This window comes from Sphingomonas sp. CFBP 13714 (assembly GCF_014842205.1).
Lineage (GTDB): Bacteria > Pseudomonadota > Alphaproteobacteria > Sphingomonadales > Sphingomonadaceae > Sphingomonas > Sphingomonas aerolata.
In genome coordinates, this window is record NZ_JACYVG010000003.1 from 136484 (window position 1) to 151993 (window position 15510).

Annotated in this window: 9 protein-coding genes and 1 tRNA gene; 3 read left to right on the forward strand and 7 right to left on the reverse strand. The window is 67.4% G+C overall.

The features are described from left to right. Nucleotides 1–4: 4 nt before the first annotated feature. The 5 genes from treY to IFT54_RS08580 all read right to left on the reverse strand — a co-directional run bounded on the left by treY (nucleotide 5) and on the right by IFT54_RS08580 (nucleotide 10064). Entirely contained in the window at nucleotides 5–2422 is a 2418-nt protein-coding gene (treY, locus tag IFT54_RS08560) for a malto-oligosyltrehalose synthase (RefSeq protein ID WP_192070307.1), read from the reverse strand. Further along, on the reverse strand, nucleotides 2419–4401 hold the full coding sequence (gene malQ / locus IFT54_RS08565; protein ID WP_192070308.1) for a 4-alpha-glucanotransferase: 1983 nt from the start codon (nucleotides 4399–4401) through the stop codon (nucleotides 2419–2421). The genes treY and malQ overlap by 4 nt, the downstream gene beginning before the upstream one ends. Then, nucleotides 4398–6107 carry a malto-oligosyltrehalose trehalohydrolase gene (gene treZ / locus IFT54_RS08570; protein ID WP_192070309.1) on the reverse strand — a complete coding sequence of 570 codons (1710 nt, stop codon included), beginning with the start codon at nucleotides 6105–6107 and terminating at the stop codon, nucleotides 4398–4400. Before treZ ends, malQ begins: the two co-directional genes overlap by 4 nt. Then, entirely contained in the window at nucleotides 6104–8206 is a 2103-nt protein-coding gene (gene glgX, locus IFT54_RS08575) for a glycogen debranching protein GlgX (protein ID WP_192070311.1), read from the reverse strand. Before glgX ends, treZ begins: the two co-directional genes overlap by 4 nt. 184 nt (nucleotides 8207–8390) lie before the next feature. Then, nucleotides 8391–10064, reverse strand: coding sequence for an alkaline phosphatase D family protein (locus IFT54_RS08580; RefSeq protein ID WP_192070312.1), 1674 nt, complete (start codon nucleotides 10062–10064; stop codon nucleotides 8391–8393). A 166-nt stretch (nucleotides 10065–10230) separates the two neighbouring features. Between IFT54_RS08580 and IFT54_RS08585 the strand changes: the two genes are divergently transcribed. Further along, on the forward strand, nucleotides 10231–12657 hold the full coding sequence (locus IFT54_RS08585) for a TonB-dependent receptor (protein ID WP_192070313.1): 2427 nt from the start codon (nucleotides 10231–10233) through the stop codon (nucleotides 12655–12657). A 199-nt stretch (nucleotides 12658–12856) separates the two neighbouring features. After that, nucleotides 12857–13960, forward strand: a complete 1104-nt coding sequence (locus tag IFT54_RS08590) for an NADH:flavin oxidoreductase/NADH oxidase (RefSeq protein WP_192070314.1) — start codon at nucleotides 12857–12859, stop codon at nucleotides 13958–13960. Nucleotides 13961–14005: 45 nt separating this feature from the next. Here IFT54_RS08590 and IFT54_RS08595 read toward each other — a convergent pair whose 3' ends face one another. Then, complete coding sequence (locus IFT54_RS08595) at nucleotides 14006–14803, reverse strand: glucose 1-dehydrogenase (protein ID WP_056408014.1); 798 nt, start codon at nucleotides 14801–14803, stop codon at nucleotides 14006–14008. An 83-nt stretch (nucleotides 14804–14886) separates the two neighbouring features. After that, nucleotides 14887–15153 (reverse strand): hypothetical protein, encoded by a 267-nt coding sequence (locus IFT54_RS08600; RefSeq protein WP_192070316.1) that lies wholly within the window; start codon nucleotides 15151–15153, stop codon nucleotides 14887–14889. Between the two features lie 148 nt (nucleotides 15154–15301). Here IFT54_RS08600 and IFT54_RS08605 point away from each other — a divergent pair. Next, nucleotides 15302–15391 (forward strand) — tRNA-Ser (locus tag IFT54_RS08605). The last annotated feature ends 119 nt before the right edge of the window (nucleotides 15392–15510 follow it).

Consider the following 15510-nt stretch of genomic DNA (forward strand, 5'->3'; position numbering starts at 1 on the left):
CGGGTCAATCGCTCACCGCGACGAAGACCGGTCCGTCCACGAAAAGGTCGGCTGCGCGCTCGCCGGTGGCGAGCCGGGTTTCACCCCACCATGCCGCAGGAACCGCCGCCCCCGACTGATCGAGCAATTCCGCCGCGCAGCGTAACGCGACCGCGACCCGCAACGTCTGCCCATTCGCGCGGCGTTCGAAGGCAAGGACATGCGCGGCGCGCGGTCCGGTCACGTCGAGAGGGGCGTAGTCACCCTTGGCGAAGATTTCAGGTGCGTCCGCCCGGGTCGCGAGCAGGCGGGCAATCAGCGCGAGCTTTGCAGGCGCATCGTGCTCGAGCAGATGCGCGCGGCAGGCATAATCCACCGGCCGGCGGTTGTCCGGATCGACCAAACTGAGATCCGCCAGCTCGGTGCCCTGATACAGATCGGGGACCCCCGGCACGGTGTAGCGCAGCGCCGTCTGAACAAGCGCATTCGCCTGCGCCGCCGCTGCCGTCGCTTCGACCAGATCATGCAGATCGCGCAGAAACCGCGCGGAACGGTCCGGGTCGAGCAAGGCGCGGGCGAGTACGTGACAGCGGTCCTCATAGGCCTCGTCGGGCGCCTCCCAGGACGACCGCAGCTTGGCCTCGCGCAGCGATTTTTCCTGCCACCCGACGATGCGCTCGGCAAAAGCGGCAAGCCCTGCGCGATCGTCGATCTGGAGCCCCTCGGGCCACGCCCCGAACAGCGTCTGCAGCAGCATATAGGCATCGCCTGCATCCACCGCGTCGTCGATAGCGGCCGCCGCGGCGACCCAGCCCGTCACGGTCTCACGCCAGCGGCCCGGGATCTCGCTTAATACGGCAAGCCGGGCACGCACGTCCTCGCCACGCTTGTGATCATGTGTCGCCGAGGCCAGCATCGCACGCGGCCAACGGGCGGCACGCTCCGACATCGCGGCATGAAACGCCTCGATGGGCAGCGCAAATGCGGCGGGGTCGAACCCGACGTCGTTGCGCGACAGCAACCGGCCATAACGGTAGAAGGCGGTGTCCTCGACCGCCTTCGCCACGATCGGTGCCGAGAGTTGCTGGAACCGCCTTACCGCGGCCGCTGCGAGATCCGGATCGCCCGGACCTTCGCCAGCCAGCCAGTCGAGGATCAGGTCGACGACCGGTCCTTCGCCGGGTGCCAGATGCGTCGCAACCCGCTCGCGCACGATCGCCCGGATCGCGGCATCGGCGGCGGGTGCCGCGATGCCGGTGCCATAGGTGCGATACACCGGGAAGACCCACAGCATGCGCTCGACCGCCCGCCGTATCATCCCCGCCGTCAGCCGGTCACCTTGCGGAGTCGACCGTGCCAGCGCGACGAACGCCGCAACGCATCGGCCAAGCTGCCCCTCGAACTGCCAGGACAGCATGTCCTGACGCGCGCGCAGATCCTCGGGCTCGAACGCGGCCGACCGCCCGCTGATATCTGCCCAGAGCTCGGCGAGCGGTGCGGCGCCGTCTTCGTCATGCAACAGCGCGGTGACCTGCGCCATGAAGTCATAACCACTGGTGCCATCGATCCCCCAGTCGGTGGCGAGCGGTTCGCCCTCCGCGAGGATCTTCTCGACGACGATATAGGCCGGATCCGCGCCAGCTGACGTGATCGCGTCGAAGTGCGCGCGCAGCGTTCGGCAATAGCCGGCGGGGTCGGTCAGTCCGTCGACATGATCGACCCGGACTCCGTCGATCAGACCCTCGGCATAGAGGTCGAGATACAGGCGGTGGCTCGCCTCGAACACCGCGGGATCTTCCGCGCGCAGTCCGGCGAGATCGTTGATCGTGAAGAACCGCCGCCAGTTGAGATCGTCGTTCGCGGTGCGCCACGATGCCAGCCGGTAATGCTGCCGATCAAGCAACGTGGCCAGGTCGTCGCTCGTGGCGGTCGCGTGATCCTCGGGACGCAGCGGCAGACGGTGCTCGCCATAGGCGACGAGCATCGGCACATCATCGACCAGTTCAACGCCGAGCGCGCCCTGCGCGATCGCCACCGACACCGGATCGCCCAGGATCGGGAGCAGGACGGGTTCGCGCCAGTCGATATCGAAGAACTGCGCATAATGGCTCGACGCGCCGTTCGCGAGGACGTCATTCCACCAGCCATTCTCGCCGCCCGCCACACCCATGTGATTGGGAACGATGTCGACGATCATGCCCATGCCGTGCGCCTTCAACCGGTCGGCGAGCCGGCGAAACCCTGCCTCGCCACCCAATTCGGGATTGATCCGGGTCGGATCGACGACGTCATAGCCGTGCGTCGATCCGGACCGTGCCGTCGCGATCGGTGATGCGTAGAGATGACTGATCCCGAGCTCGGCCAGATAGGGCACCTGCGCCTCGGCTTCGGCGAAGGTGAAGCCCTTGTGGAACTGCATCCGATAGGTTGCGCGCGGCGTCATGACGCGCGCGCCGTTTCGATCAGGGCGATGCGTGCGGCAGTGTCGGGGCGCGCGAGCAGCGCGTCGGTGGTGTCTGGCATGCGTCTCCGCCAATTGGGGTGTTCATCGGTCGTGCCGGGAAGATTAGGCTGCTCGACGAGACCGACGAGATCCTCGAGCGGGAAGATCGCCAGCCCGCATGGCGTCCGTGCGACATGCGCCAGCGCCGCGTCGACGACCGGCGCGGTGTCGCTCGGATCGGGCTGTGGCTCCGGCGCACCGAGCGCGGTCCACAGACGGGACCGATCTTCGGCGCGGGCGGCATGGTCGGCCGCCTCGTCCGCCGCCTCGCTGGTCCGGCCAAGGGCCCAGTTCCAGGCGATATCACGCCCCTGCCACCAGCCCGCGATCGTCGCCAGATCATGCGTCCCGCTCATGGCGACCGCATCGACCGACCAGGATTCGGGGGGAATGAAATCACCGTCGCCGTCGCGCTCGAACCAGAGCACGCGCATCCCCAGCATCGCCCGTGCGTCCATCGCCTCGCGAAACCCGTCGGGCACGGTCCCCAGATCCTCGCCAATGATAATCGCGCGCGCGCGGTGCGATTCGAGCGCGATGATCCGCATCATGTCGGCAAACGGCATGTCGAGATATGCCCCGTCCGCCGCCGACGCGCCGTCGGGCACGACCCATAGCCGCCGCAGGCCAAAGGCGTGATCGATGCGAAGCCCGCCGGCATGCGCCAGACCCGCACGGATCGTCGCGATGAACGGCGCGAAGCCGTGTGCCGCGAGCGCGCGCGGATCAAATCCGGTGATACCCCAGGCCTGCCCGTCGGGGCCGAGCGGGTCGGGTGGCGCACCGATCGACAGGGCGTTCAGCAGATCATTCCGCCGCCGCCAGGCATGGCTGCCGCCCGGATCCATGCCGACCGCAAGATCCGCGACCAGACCGACCGCCATGCCGCCATCGCGCGCCGTGCGCTGCGCCCGTTCGAGCCCCGCATCGGCCAGCCACTGAAGGAAGACGTAGAAGTCGCACGTATCGCGCTGCTCGGTCATGAACGCGGCGACCGCGGGGCCATCGGGATCCTGATAGACGGCGGGCCAGTCCTGCCATCCCCGGGCGCCCGACTGCGCAAGAAAATGTGCATGAAGCGCATCGAACGCGGCGTGGAAACGCAGGTCACTGCCGCCCCTTGCCGCGAACGCGTCGACCTCGGCCCGTACGGTGTCCGGCAACGTGTCGAATTGTCGACGCAACTGGACGAGGCGATCCGGGATCGCGCCGGCCCAGTCGATCAACGCGGGCGGCGCCCCTGCGTCCACCGGAGTCTCGCCCGCCATCATGGACGGATCGGCGAGCATGACGTTAAGGAACTGGCGGCTCGACGGGGCATAGGGGCTGAAGCGGGTCGCATCCGCCGGGAACAGCGCATGTGTCGGGCTGATCGCCACAGCATCGGCGCCGCACGTCGCGAACGCGCGCACCGTGTCCGCAAGCGTGCCGAAGTCGCCGAACTCGGTGCTCCGGCCGTCGCGCAGGGCGGGGATCTGTACCGCCGGGCCCCAGAGACGGCCACCTGCCTCGACGTCCGCGATCGTAACGCAGCGCGGTGGCGCGATCGCGAGCCGGATGTCCCGGCCGCCGAGCTTGAGCAGGTGGTATCCCGGCTCCGTGACGCCCGGCAGCTGCCCGTCGACGATCGTCACGGCGCGCGACGACCCGTCCTCCAACGTCAGGATGGCAGGTCCGCCGCCTGCTCCAACCGACACCCGCGCACCGATATCTGCCGAGACGAACGACGGAGGTTCGGCACGCGCCGCGCGTGCGGTAGCCAGGCTCGCGCGTATCGCTGCGTCGCTGTCGGCTGGAAGCCCGAGCGCGCTCAGGATCGCTCGCAACGCCTCGTCGGCCACGGTCTGCGCACGCCCGCCGGCATCCTGCCACCGGGGCTGCAGACCAGCGGCGGCGGCGAGGTCGTGGAGCAGGCTCATGCCGCCAGCCACGCGGCGACGCTAGCGCGCTGCCCCGCATCGCCCTGCGCGAACAGAATCTCGCCGGAGGCCTCCGGAAACGCGACCGGATCCTCGCCGAGATTGAGCGCGATCGTGAGCACCGCGCCGTCGCCCAGCGTCCAGCGCGCGACGACTGCCGCCGGCCCGATCGCCTCGGCGCCGATCGCGCGCGTGCCGGACAGGCGCGGTATGATCGCGCGCTGCCGGACGGCGATCAGTGTGCGATAAAGATCGCGCCACGCATCGGCCTCGGGACCGGGTGCAGCAACCGACGCTTCGAAGGTCGCGCGGGCATTCGGATCGGGGATCGCCGCGCGGGCGGACTCGTCGGCGAACGCGGCAAACTTCGCGAATTCCCGGCGCCGCCCATCGCGCACCGCATCGGCGAGTTCGTCATGGAAGTCGGTGAAGAACAGGAACGGCGTCTCGCTCCCCGTCTCGTCCCCCATGAACAGCAGCGGGATCTGCGGGCAGAGCAGCAGCAAGGCGGTCGCAGCACGCAGCCGAGCGTGATCGGTGAGCAACGTCAGCCGCTCGCCAAGCGCCCGGTTGCCGATCTGGTCATGGTTCTGGAGAAACGACACGAACGCGGTTGGAGAGAGGTGCGCGCTTGGCGTCCCGCGCGTCCGGCCGTCATGATTGGCCGACCCCTCCCCCTGATAGATGAACCCTTCGCCCAGGCACCGCGCGAGACGCTCCGCCGGCCGGTCGGCGAAGTCGGCATAATAGGCGCTGGTTTCGCCCGTCAGCAGCACGTGAAGGACATTGTGGAAGTCGTCGTTCCACTGCGCGTCATAGCCGCCGGGTCGCAGCCGATCGGCGTCGTTGCGCTCGTTCTCGAGGACGAGGTGGATCGGCCGGTCGGTGACCGTCGCGCGGATCTCAGCCGCCATCGCATCGAGGAACCGGTCATTGTCGATCGCATGGACGGCATCGAACCGAAGACCGTCGATCCGGTAGTCGGTGAGCCACATCAGGGCGTTGTCGATGAAGTAGCGCGCAACGGGCTCGACATCGACCGCCACCGCCCCGCCCCAAGGCGTATCGACGTCCTTGTGAAAGAACGATCCGGCATAAGCGCCCAGATAATTCCCGTCGGGCCCGAAGTGATTATAAACGACATCGAGCAGCACCGCGATGCCCAGCGCGTGGGCGGCATCGACCATCGCCCTCAGTTCGTCGGGCGTGCCGTAGCTCTCGGCGACCGCATAGGGCAGGACGCCGTCATAGCCCCAGTTGCGCGTGCCGCCGAACGCCGCGACCGGCATCAGCTCGATCGCGGTCACGCCGAGCGCGGCGATCTCGGACAGCCGTGCGGTGACCCCGGCGAAACCACCCATGGTGCCGGGATGGACCTCCATGATCACCAGCTCCTCCCAGCGCCGCCCGCGCCAGTCGGTCGATTGCCAGCGATACGCAGCGGGATCGACGGTGACGCTCCAGCCATGCACACCCCCCGATTGCTGGCGCGAGGCCGGATCGGGCACGACCAGCTCCTCGCCGATCCGGAAGCGATAGCGCACCCCTGCTCCGACATCCGCGGTCGCGGTGAACCATCCGTCGGCCTGCCCGTCCATCGATATCGCCGCGGCCCCGTCGATCTCGAGCGTCGCCCGGTCGGCATCGGGCGCCCAAAGCCGGAACGCCGTGCCGCCGCTCGCCGGCGTCGCGCCCCACGCGCTCATGCCGGATCCATCGTCCAGGACAGCAGCGCCGCACCCTGCGGTGCGAGGTCATAGCTGTCAGTGATCGGCATTGGTGGCTGATCGGGCTTGGCGCTGTCGATCAGGACCATACGCTCAACCTTGGAGGGCGGTGGCATGGTGAAAGTCAGCGGCCCTTCCGACGCGTTCAGCAGCAGTGACACGACCTGGATCCTGCCATCCTCGCACAGCGCCGCACGACGCATCGTCAGCGCACGGCCATTGGTGTTTTCCCAGTCCTCGGGCGACAGCTGGACGCCGCGCTCGTCCCACCATTCGATGTCCTTCAGACCCTCCGCCGGAGTGTCGTCACCGTAGAGGAAATTGCCCGCGCGCAGCATCGGATAGTCGCGTCGCAGCGCGGCCAGCCGCGCGGTAAAGTCGATCAGCGCTTTGCCCTCGGGGGTCTTCGCCTGCGTCCAGTCGAGCCAGCTAATCTCGTTATCCTGGCAATAGGCGTTGTTGTTGCCGCCCTGCGTCCGCCCGAACTCGTCGCCCGCGACCAGCATCGGCGTGCCGAGCGAGGCGAACAGCGTCGTCAGCATCGAGCGCGCGACCCGCTTGCGCGTTTCCGCGATCGCGGGATCGTCGGTCGGCCCCTCGACACCCCAGTTGCGTGAGCAGTTGTTCGAATGGCCGTCGCGATTGTCCTCGCCATTCGCCTCGTTGTGCCGTTCTTCATAGGCCGTCGTGTCGGCCAGCGTGTAGCCGTCATGCGCGCCGAGCAGATTGACGCTGGCCCAGGGGCGCCGGGCACGGCGATCGAACAGATCCGCCGACCCGGTCAGCCGCGCCGCCAGATCCGCGCGCTGCGCATGGTCACCGCGCCAGAACTTGCGGACGGTATCGCGGTACTTGTCGTTCCATTCGGCAAAGCCCGGGGGGAAATTGCCGAGCTGATACCCGCCCGGGCCGATATCCCAGGGCTCGGTGATCAGCTTCAGCCGGCCGAGCACCGGATCCTGCCGCAGCACGTCGAAGAAGCCGGCGCCCGGATCGAAGCCGGTGTCCGTCCGGCCCAGCGTCAGTCCGAGGTCGAAACGGAACCCGTCGATCCCGAAGCTCGTCGCCCAGTAGCGCAGCGAATCCGCCACCATCTGGATCACCCGCGCCTTGGTCAGGTTCAGCGTGTTCCCGGTCCCCGTGTCGTTGATCGAGAAGCGCGGCTGATCCTTGACCAGCCGGTAATAACTCGCATTGTCGAGCCCGCGCCACGATAGCGTCGGCCCCTGCTCGGACCCCTCGCACGTGTGATTGTAGACGACGTCGAGAATGACCTCGATCCCCGCCGCATGAAGACGGCGGATCGACCGGCGCAGTTCGTTGTGGCTTTCGGTCGCGAAGAAGGAGCGTTCGGGCGTAAAGAAATTGAGGGTGTTGTACCCCCAGTAATTCCGCAGCCCCTTTTCCTGCAAGAACCGGTCCTGCGTATAGCTCTGGATCGGCAACAGCTCGAGCGCGGTCACGCCGAGCCGCTTGAGATGATCGATCACCTTGGGATTGCCGAGCGCGGCAAAGGTCCCGCGTTCGGAGGGCTGTACCTCGTCGAACAATTTGGTCAGGCCTTTGACGTGCGCCTCGTAGATGACCGTCTCGGACCAGGGCGTGTTCGGGCGGACGTCGCGCGACCAATCGAAATGGCTGTCGGTCACGACACCCTTGGGCATGGTCAGCGCATTGTCGCGTCGATCGAAGCTCAGATCCTCGCGCGCTGACTTGACCTGATAGCCGTACATCGCGTCGGTCCAGCGCAACTCGCCCGTCATCGCCTTGGCATAGGGATCGAGCAGCAGCTTGTTAGGATTGAACCGGTGGCCCTCTTCGGGTGCATACCGGCCATAGGCGCGATAGCCATAGGACAGCCCCGGCTGCGCATCGGGGAGATAGCCGTGCCACACCTCGTCGGTCCATTCGGGCAGGACGTAGCGCTTCAGTTCACGGCGGCCGCTGTCGTCATAGACGCACAGCTCGATCTTCTCGGCATTGGCCGAATAGACCGCGAAATTGACCCCGAGCCCGTCGAACGTGGCGCCGAGCGGATAGGCCGAACCGGCCTCGAGCGTATCAGGCAGAAGATGCAAAGCGAGCCCCCAGATTGACGCCAACCTCCACCATTCTAGCAGCGCGGCGGCGTGTCAGGGCGAAAACCCGCCTGCTCTCGGCAATGTTCCCGGTTCGGTTTCTTTTCCCTGTCGACGAGAAATTACCGGCGGTCTCGTGCAAAGCGGGTGACGCCGATCGGCGTCACCCGGTGCGTCGCCGCCGTTATCCAAGCTGCTCGAGTTTCGCTTCCGGGGCTGCGGCCGAGGCGCGGAACCGCGCGACGCTCGCCTCCTCGAACGACTTGGCAACAACCGTCGATACCGTCTTGAAGTCTGCGATGGCATGATCCGGCGTCAGCGTCAGGACGATGAACCCCTTGCGATCCTGATCGCAGAAGCGGACCTCGTCATTGGCGTCGGCGATCAGCGTCCCGATCCCCGGGATCAGCGAGCCATAGGACGGGCTGGTGATCGCGGTGGCGCCGAATTCGACCGCGACGAGCTTCCCCGATGCATCATGCAGATCATTCGCCCAGCCGGCATGGCTATCGCCCGACAGCACGACCGGTCGCGACCCCGACCGCTTGAACGCGGCATAAAGCCGTTCGCGTGCTGCGGGATAGCCGTCCCAGCTGTCGAAGTTGAACGGCAGGCCCGCGCGATAGGATGCCATGCTCGCCATCAGCGCGGTGCGCCATTTCTCCGGGAGCCGCGCCATCATCGCGGCGAAGCGATCGGGGCCAAGCTGCTTCTCGAGATCCGGGCCGGCGACGCGCGCCATCACCACCTGGTTGCCGAGCACCTGCCACGGCTTGCCCGCCGTGACCGACGCCGCCATCGTCCGCTCGATCCAGGCAAGCTGCGGTGCGCCCAGCATTTCGCGACCCGGCTGCGCGCGCTCCGCCATCATCGGGGCATATTCGGCAGGCGCAATCGCCTCGCCCTTCGCCGCGACCTGCCTGCTCCGCGCGAGCAGCCGCGTCTCGACCATCACCAGCGTCGCGAGATCGCCGAATTCGAAACTGCGATTGATGGCTTCCCACGGCTCGCCGGGCTTCGGGTCGCGGATAGGCATCCATTCGAAATAGGCCTGCATCGACGCGGCCTTGCGCGCCTTCCAGTCGCCCTCGGTCGCCGGGTCATGGTTCTCGGCGCCGCCGATCCAGTCATCATTGGCGACCTCGTGATCGTCCCACACGCAGATGAACGCCGCGCGGGCATGCGCCGCCTGCATGTCGGCGTCGCGCTTCACCTGCGCGTGACGCATCCGGTAATCGGCGAGCGTCACGATCTCATGCGTCGGCTCGACCAGCCGGCCGATCTTCTTGCCGATGTCGCCGCCATAACCGTCGATGTCATATTCATAGATGTAGTCGCCGAGATGCAGCACCGCGTCGAGCCGGTCGAGCTTCGCGATCGAAGCATAGGCGTTGAAGAACCCGCCGGGGTAGAGCTGGCACGACACCACGCCCATGACGACATCCGCAACCGCGCCGCGGGGCAGCGTGCGGACCCGTCCGACGGGCGAGCGCGTGCCCGCCGTGGTTTCGAACCAGTAGCGATACTCGGTCCCGGGCTTCAGCCCCGTCACCGCGACCTTGGCGGTGAAGTCGCGCGCCGCCCGCGCCGCGATCCGGCCCGAACGGAGGGGCGTATCGCCCTCGCGCAATGCGACATGCCAGGTCAGCGCGATATCGCCCGCCTGCTGCGGATTCTGCGGGGTCGCACGCGTCCACAGGATCGCGCCGTCCGCCGAGGGATCGCCGCTCGCCACGCCGTGGTCGAAGCGCGCTGCCCGGGCGCTTCCGTTCGTGCGCGCCGCGGTGGCGAGGCCGGGAAGCGCGAGCGCGGAGCCGGAGCCGAAGAGCGTGAGGGCGTCGCGGCGATTGATCGTCATAACAGTGCCTTTTGCGGTGATGTCGCCTGCTAGGGGCGCTCGGCGTCAGTCACGTTGCGGCAGCGTTACGCCGCGATGACAGGCCGTCACGCGTGGGTCATGTATCCGACGCGGAACCGTAACGACCCCGCCCTAGGTGCTCGCTCACTGACAATCGGGGGACTTCATGACGACCATTTATACGCGCCTGGCTCTGGCCGCGCTTGCTGCATCCTGTTCGACGGGTGCGCTTGCCCAGGCGATCGTCGCGCCCGATCCGGCGACCGGCACGGCCGCCCGCGCCGACGTGACGGGCGGCGACGACATCGTCGTCACCGCCCAGAAGCGCGAACAGCGGATCAAGGACGTGCCGCTGACCGTCACCGCGCTCACCGGCGCGAAGATGGCGGATATCGGCGTCAACTCGCTGTCCGAAGTCGCCGCCTATATTCCCGGCCTGCAAATCCAGGAGCAGAGCGCGAACAACCCCGGCTTCGTGATCCGCGGCATCACCTCGGACAATGGCTCGTCGCAGCAGGGTGCGCGCGTGACGCTCTACTATAACGGCGTCGACATCAGCCGCTCGCGCGGCGCCTATCAGGACCTCTATGATCTCGAGCGGATCGAAGTCGTGAAGGGCCCGCAGGCGACGCTGTTCGGCACCGCCGCCGCGGTAGGTGCGATCAACCTCATCTCCGCCAAGCCCCAGCCCGGGACCTCGGGTGCGATCACCGGCTCCTATGGCAATTACAACCGCACGCAGGTGTCGGGCTTTATCAACGCCGGCAACGACGTGCTGTCGGGACGCCTGGCCTTCGCCTATAAATATCGCGACGGCTATGTCCGCAACATCGCCGGTGATGCGAACATCCCCAACCAGAACCAGGGCAAGGTCGATCAGGACGATCTGAACGGTCAGGACCAGCGCGGCATCCGCGGCTCGCTGCGCTTCCGTCCGAACGATGCGGTCACCGCAGACCTCGTCCTGACCTATGACGGTCAGCGCAATCCCGGCACCGCGTTCAAGAGCCGCGCGCATGCCCCGACCGGCGGCCAGACCGGCGATTACGGCAATGCCGAACTCTCGGGCTCGCCGTTCAGCGCCGAGGCGCTCGGCGCGCGCAAGCTCGGGCTCGACCGCAACGTCTACGACGCCAACCTGACGGTGTCGGTCGATCTGTCGCCCGGCATCACCTTCACCACCGTCAACGGCTATCGCCGCTTCGACGCGCTCGAAATCTTCGACGCGGATGGCGGCCCGGCCTGGTATCTCGAATTCGCCGAGGATGCGAAGGGCGACCAGTGGAGCCATGAGAGCCGCTTCGCGTTCGACGGCCCGAAATATCGCGCGTCGTTCGGGTGGAACGCCTTCTTCGAAAACGGGTCGCAGCGCGTCCCCTTCTCGACCGAGGAGGGCACCTATATCGCTTGCTCGATCGCCACGGCCTATCAGCCGTTCCGCACCGCGCTGAACGGTGCCGGCATCCCGACCGGCCCGGGCTGTGTCGCCGCCAACGGCACGATCCCGGCAGCGACCCGCGCCACCGCGATCCTCACCGGCGGCCGTTCGACGCAGATCCCCTATTCGTCCGAGTTCACCAATTACGGCAACAACGACACCTATTCGGTGTTCGCCGATGCGACCTATATCCCGATCCCGGCGCTCGAGCTGACCGCCGGCGCACGCATCCTGATCGAGGATCGTCAGTCGGGCTATTCGTCGATCCAGCCCAATTCGCAGATTCTCGCCGCGCTGGGCGTCCGCACCAGCCTGCTCGGGACCGCGAACACCAATGGCGTCAAGTTCGAGGCGGACCAGAGCTTCGCCGCGATCCTTCCGCGGTTCAACGCGCTGTTGAAGCTCGACGAGGATGTCAGCCTCTATGGCACGATCAGCAAGGGCCGGCGCTCGCCGGTCGTCCAGCTGGCGGCACTCAACGCCGTCAACGGCGTACGCCCCAATCTTCAGATCGTGCCTGAGGAAAATGTCTGGAACTACGAAGGCGGGATCAAGGGGCGCGTCGGTCCGTTCACCGGCGCGGCATCGGTCTTCTATCAGACCTATGACGGGTTCCAGGTCTCGGTGAACGAGGTCAATCCCGCCAATGGTGCGGTCGTCGCGGTCACGCGCAGCGCGGGCTCGGCGAAGAATGTCGGCGTCGAGCTCGAGGGCAATCTGGCGCTTGGCCAGTATCTCTCGGTGTTCGGGACCTTCGCCTATCTCGACGGCGGGATCGCGGACCAGCCTGCAGGCACCTTTGCCGGCAACCGCTTCCGCCTCCAGCCGAGCACCACGGCCTCGGGCGGCGCGACGCTCCGGCTGCCTGTCGGCGGCGCGGTCTTCTATGCGACGCCCAGCGCCAACTACCGGTCGAAGGTGTTCTTCGAACTGCCCAACAGCGCCGCGATCAGCCAGCGCGGCTACACGCTGGTCAACCTGCGTGCGGGTATCGAGCTCGCGGACGGGCGCTACCGCGTCGGCGGCTTTGCGCGCAACCTGACGAACAAGCGGTACCTGATCGACGCGGGCAACACGGGCGGTGGGTTCGGCATCCCCACCTATATCGCCGGCGAACCGCGCTTCTACGGCGTCGAGCTCGGCGCCAAGTTCTAAGGAGCCCCGTCCCACCCTGTCGTTCCGGCACGCGCCGGGACGGCGGGGACCTTCCGTGGAGGCCAGTCGGGCGGCTGCGCGATGGCGTGCCCGGCACTCGTCCGCCGGCTCCTATCCCGGCCCCGCGCGTTGAGGCGCATTCCCCATCGCATGAGGTTCTCACGATGCGCGCCACTTCTATCGTTCCGGCGGCCGCCGCATGAGCGGTCCGCAGCTCTTCACGCCGTTCAAGGTCGGCAAGCTCGATCTCGCCAACCGGATCGTCATCGCGCCGATGTGCCAATATTCGGCGGTCGACGGCTGCATGACCGACTGGCACCTGATCCATCTCGGGCATCTCGCGCTGTCGGGCGCGGCCCTGATGATGCTCGAGGCCGCCGCCGTGACGCCCGAGGGGCGGATCACGTACGGCGATGTCGGGCTGTATGACGATGCGAGCGAGGCGGCGATCGCGCGGACGCTCGAGAGCGTGCGCCGCTGGTCGGACATGCCGATCGGCATCCAGCTGTCGCATGCCGGACGCAAGGCGTCGTGCGAGGTGCCCTGGAAGGGCGGCGGGCAGATCGCGCCGGGCGCCGACAAGGGTTGGCAGACCGAAGCCCCCTCCCCGGCCGGTTTTCTGCCCGTCGATACGCCGCCGACGGCGCTCGATCGCGAGGGGCTGGCGCGACTGCGCGATGCGTTTGCCGCCGCGGCGACGCGCGCGGCACGGCTCGGGATCGATGCGATCCAGCTGCACGCCGCGCACGGCTATCTGCTCCACCAGTTCCTCTCGCCCTTGGCCAACCATCGCGACGACGATTATGGCGGCAGCCTCGAGAACCGGATGCGCTTCCCGCTCGAAGTGTACGACGCGGTCCGCGCCGCCTTCCCGGCGGATCGCCCGGTGACGATGCGCGTATCGGGCACCGACTGGGTCGAGGGTGGCTGGGACGGCGAACAGACCGTCGCCTTCGCAAAGGCGCTCGAGGCTCGCGGGTGCGATGCGATCCACGTCTCGAGCGGGGGCCTCAGCCCGGACCAGCAGATCCCGGTTGGGCCAAGCTATCAGGTCCCGCTGGCGCGTCAGGTCAAGCAGGCGGTCGGGATCCCCGTCGTCGCGGTCGGGCTGATCACCGACTATGAACAGGCCGAGGCGATCATCGGTACCGGTGACGCCGATCTCGTCGCGCTCGCACGGACGCTCCTCTACGATCCGCGCTGGCCCTGGCATGCCGCCGCACATCTCGGCGGGCATGTGAAGGCGCCCGACCAGTATCTCCGTTCACAGCCGCGCCAGTACAAGGACCTGTTCCAGGCCTGACACGAGCCGCGACCCTCGCGGGTCGCGGCAATGTCTCCAGCGCGGTCAGCCGTTGTCGCGGAAACCGGGATACAGACTCATCCCGCCGTCGACGGTCAGCGTCGATCCGATGATATAGTCCGCGGCGTCGGACACCAGGAACAGCGCCGCACGCGCGACATCGTCGGGCTCGCCGATCCGTCCATAGGGGATGAGCTCAAGCAGCGCGTCGGCGGCATCGCCCTTGGTCGCATCGGCGTTGATGTCGGTCGCGATCGCGCCGGGCGCCAGCGCATTGACCCGGATCCGCTCCTGCGCGACCTCCTGCGCCAGCGTGCGCATCAGCATCCCGCTGCCGCCCTTCGACGCCGCATAGTTCGCATGCCCCGCCCAGGGGATCGTCTCGTGCACCGAACTCATGAACAGGATCTTGCCGATCGCCCGGCCAAAGCCGCGATCACCCTGCGCGCGGAAGCGGCGTACCGCCTCGCGCGAAACGAGGAACTGGCCCGTCAGGTTGACGTCGATGACGCGACTCCAGTCGGCCAGAGTCATGTCCGCATAGCCCGCATCCTTCTGCATGCCGGCATTGGCGAACACGACATCGACGCCGCCGAACCGCGACACGGTCTCATCGAACAGCCGAAGGACCGCATCCTCGTCCGCGGTATCGGCCTGACAGGCGAACGCCTCGCCGCCGCCTGCAACGATCCGCGCGACCACGTCGTCCGCCGCCTCGCGATTGCTGTTGTAATTGACCGCGACGCGCGCGCCGGCCTGCGCGAACAGCAGCGCGGCAGCGCGTCCGAGGCCGGAGCTTGCGCCGGTGACGATGGCGGCCTGTCCGGAGAGATCGATGTGCATGGGGCTCGCTTTCGCTAGACTGTCGGGAGTTGCGTCCCCAACGCCCGCCCTGCCAAAGCTATCCGTCTGCCCCCACGGGGCGACTAGTCGTCCCGCGTGTCCGCAGTCCGCAGCGCGCGCACATAGGCCTGCGCCGCCTGTTGCTCGGCCGCGGTCTTGAACGCGTCACGCGGCTCGGGCGCATCGCCGAGAGTCGCCAGCACGGCCCACAGCGCAAACCGCCGGCCGGTCTCGCGCTCGGTCCCGAACGCGATCCGGACGCGCTCGAGACCGTCATCGATCGCGATCGTACTCAGCGTATCGAGATCGGTCGTGCCGAAATAATGGGTGAGCATCGCATCGAGATCCATGGCGCAGCGCTGCCCGAGCCGGGCGATCGTGGCAAGCCATGTCGAACGGCCGCCCCCCTCCGTGCGAAAGAGTTGCGCAACGCTCCACCCCGACCTAGATGCCGGTCGCACACGCCCCTCCGCCATTGCGGCGGCGCGGATGCGGTGCGGAAGAGTGTCCGAGTGGTTTAAGGAACTGGTCTTGAAAACCAGCGTAGGGGTAACTCTACCGTGGGTTCGAATCCCACCTCTTCCGCCAAAGCATCGTCTCAGCTTGCCTCACACGGGCACCTAACGACGCCCAAGTCCCGTTTCCGGCGTGTTCGCATCCCCGGAGACCCCAATCGGTTCATAAACAGCCCAATCAAATCGGAGCCA

Excerpts from the sequence above, each read along its gene's own strand:
- treY (WP_192070307.1), bottom strand. The coding sequence starts at position 2,422 with ATGACGCCGCGCGCAACCTATCGGATGCAGTTCCACAAGGGCTTCACC.
- malQ (WP_192070308.1), bottom strand. The coding sequence starts at position 4,401 with ATGAGCCTGCTCCACGACCTCGCCGCCGCCGCTGGTCTGCAGCCCCGG.
- treZ (WP_192070309.1), bottom strand. The coding sequence starts at position 6,107 with ATGAGCGCGTGGGGCGCGACGCCGGCGAGCGGCGGCACGGCGTTCCGG.
- IFT54_RS08580 (WP_192070312.1), bottom strand. The coding sequence starts at position 10,064 with ATGACGATCAATCGCCGCGACGCCCTCACGCTCTTCGGCTCCGGCTCC.
- IFT54_RS08585 (WP_192070313.1), top strand. The coding sequence starts at position 10,231 with ATGACGACCATTTATACGCGCCTGGCTCTGGCCGCGCTTGCTGCATCC.
- IFT54_RS08590 (WP_192070314.1), top strand. The coding sequence starts at position 12,857 with ATGAGCGGTCCGCAGCTCTTCACGCCGTTCAAGGTCGGCAAGCTCGAT.
- IFT54_RS08595 (WP_056408014.1), bottom strand. The coding sequence starts at position 14,803 with ATGCACATCGATCTCTCCGGACAGGCCGCCATCGTCACCGGCGCAAGC.
- IFT54_RS08600 (WP_192070316.1), bottom strand. The coding sequence starts at position 15,153 with ATGGATCTCGATGCGATGCTCACCCATTATTTCGGCACGACCGATCTC.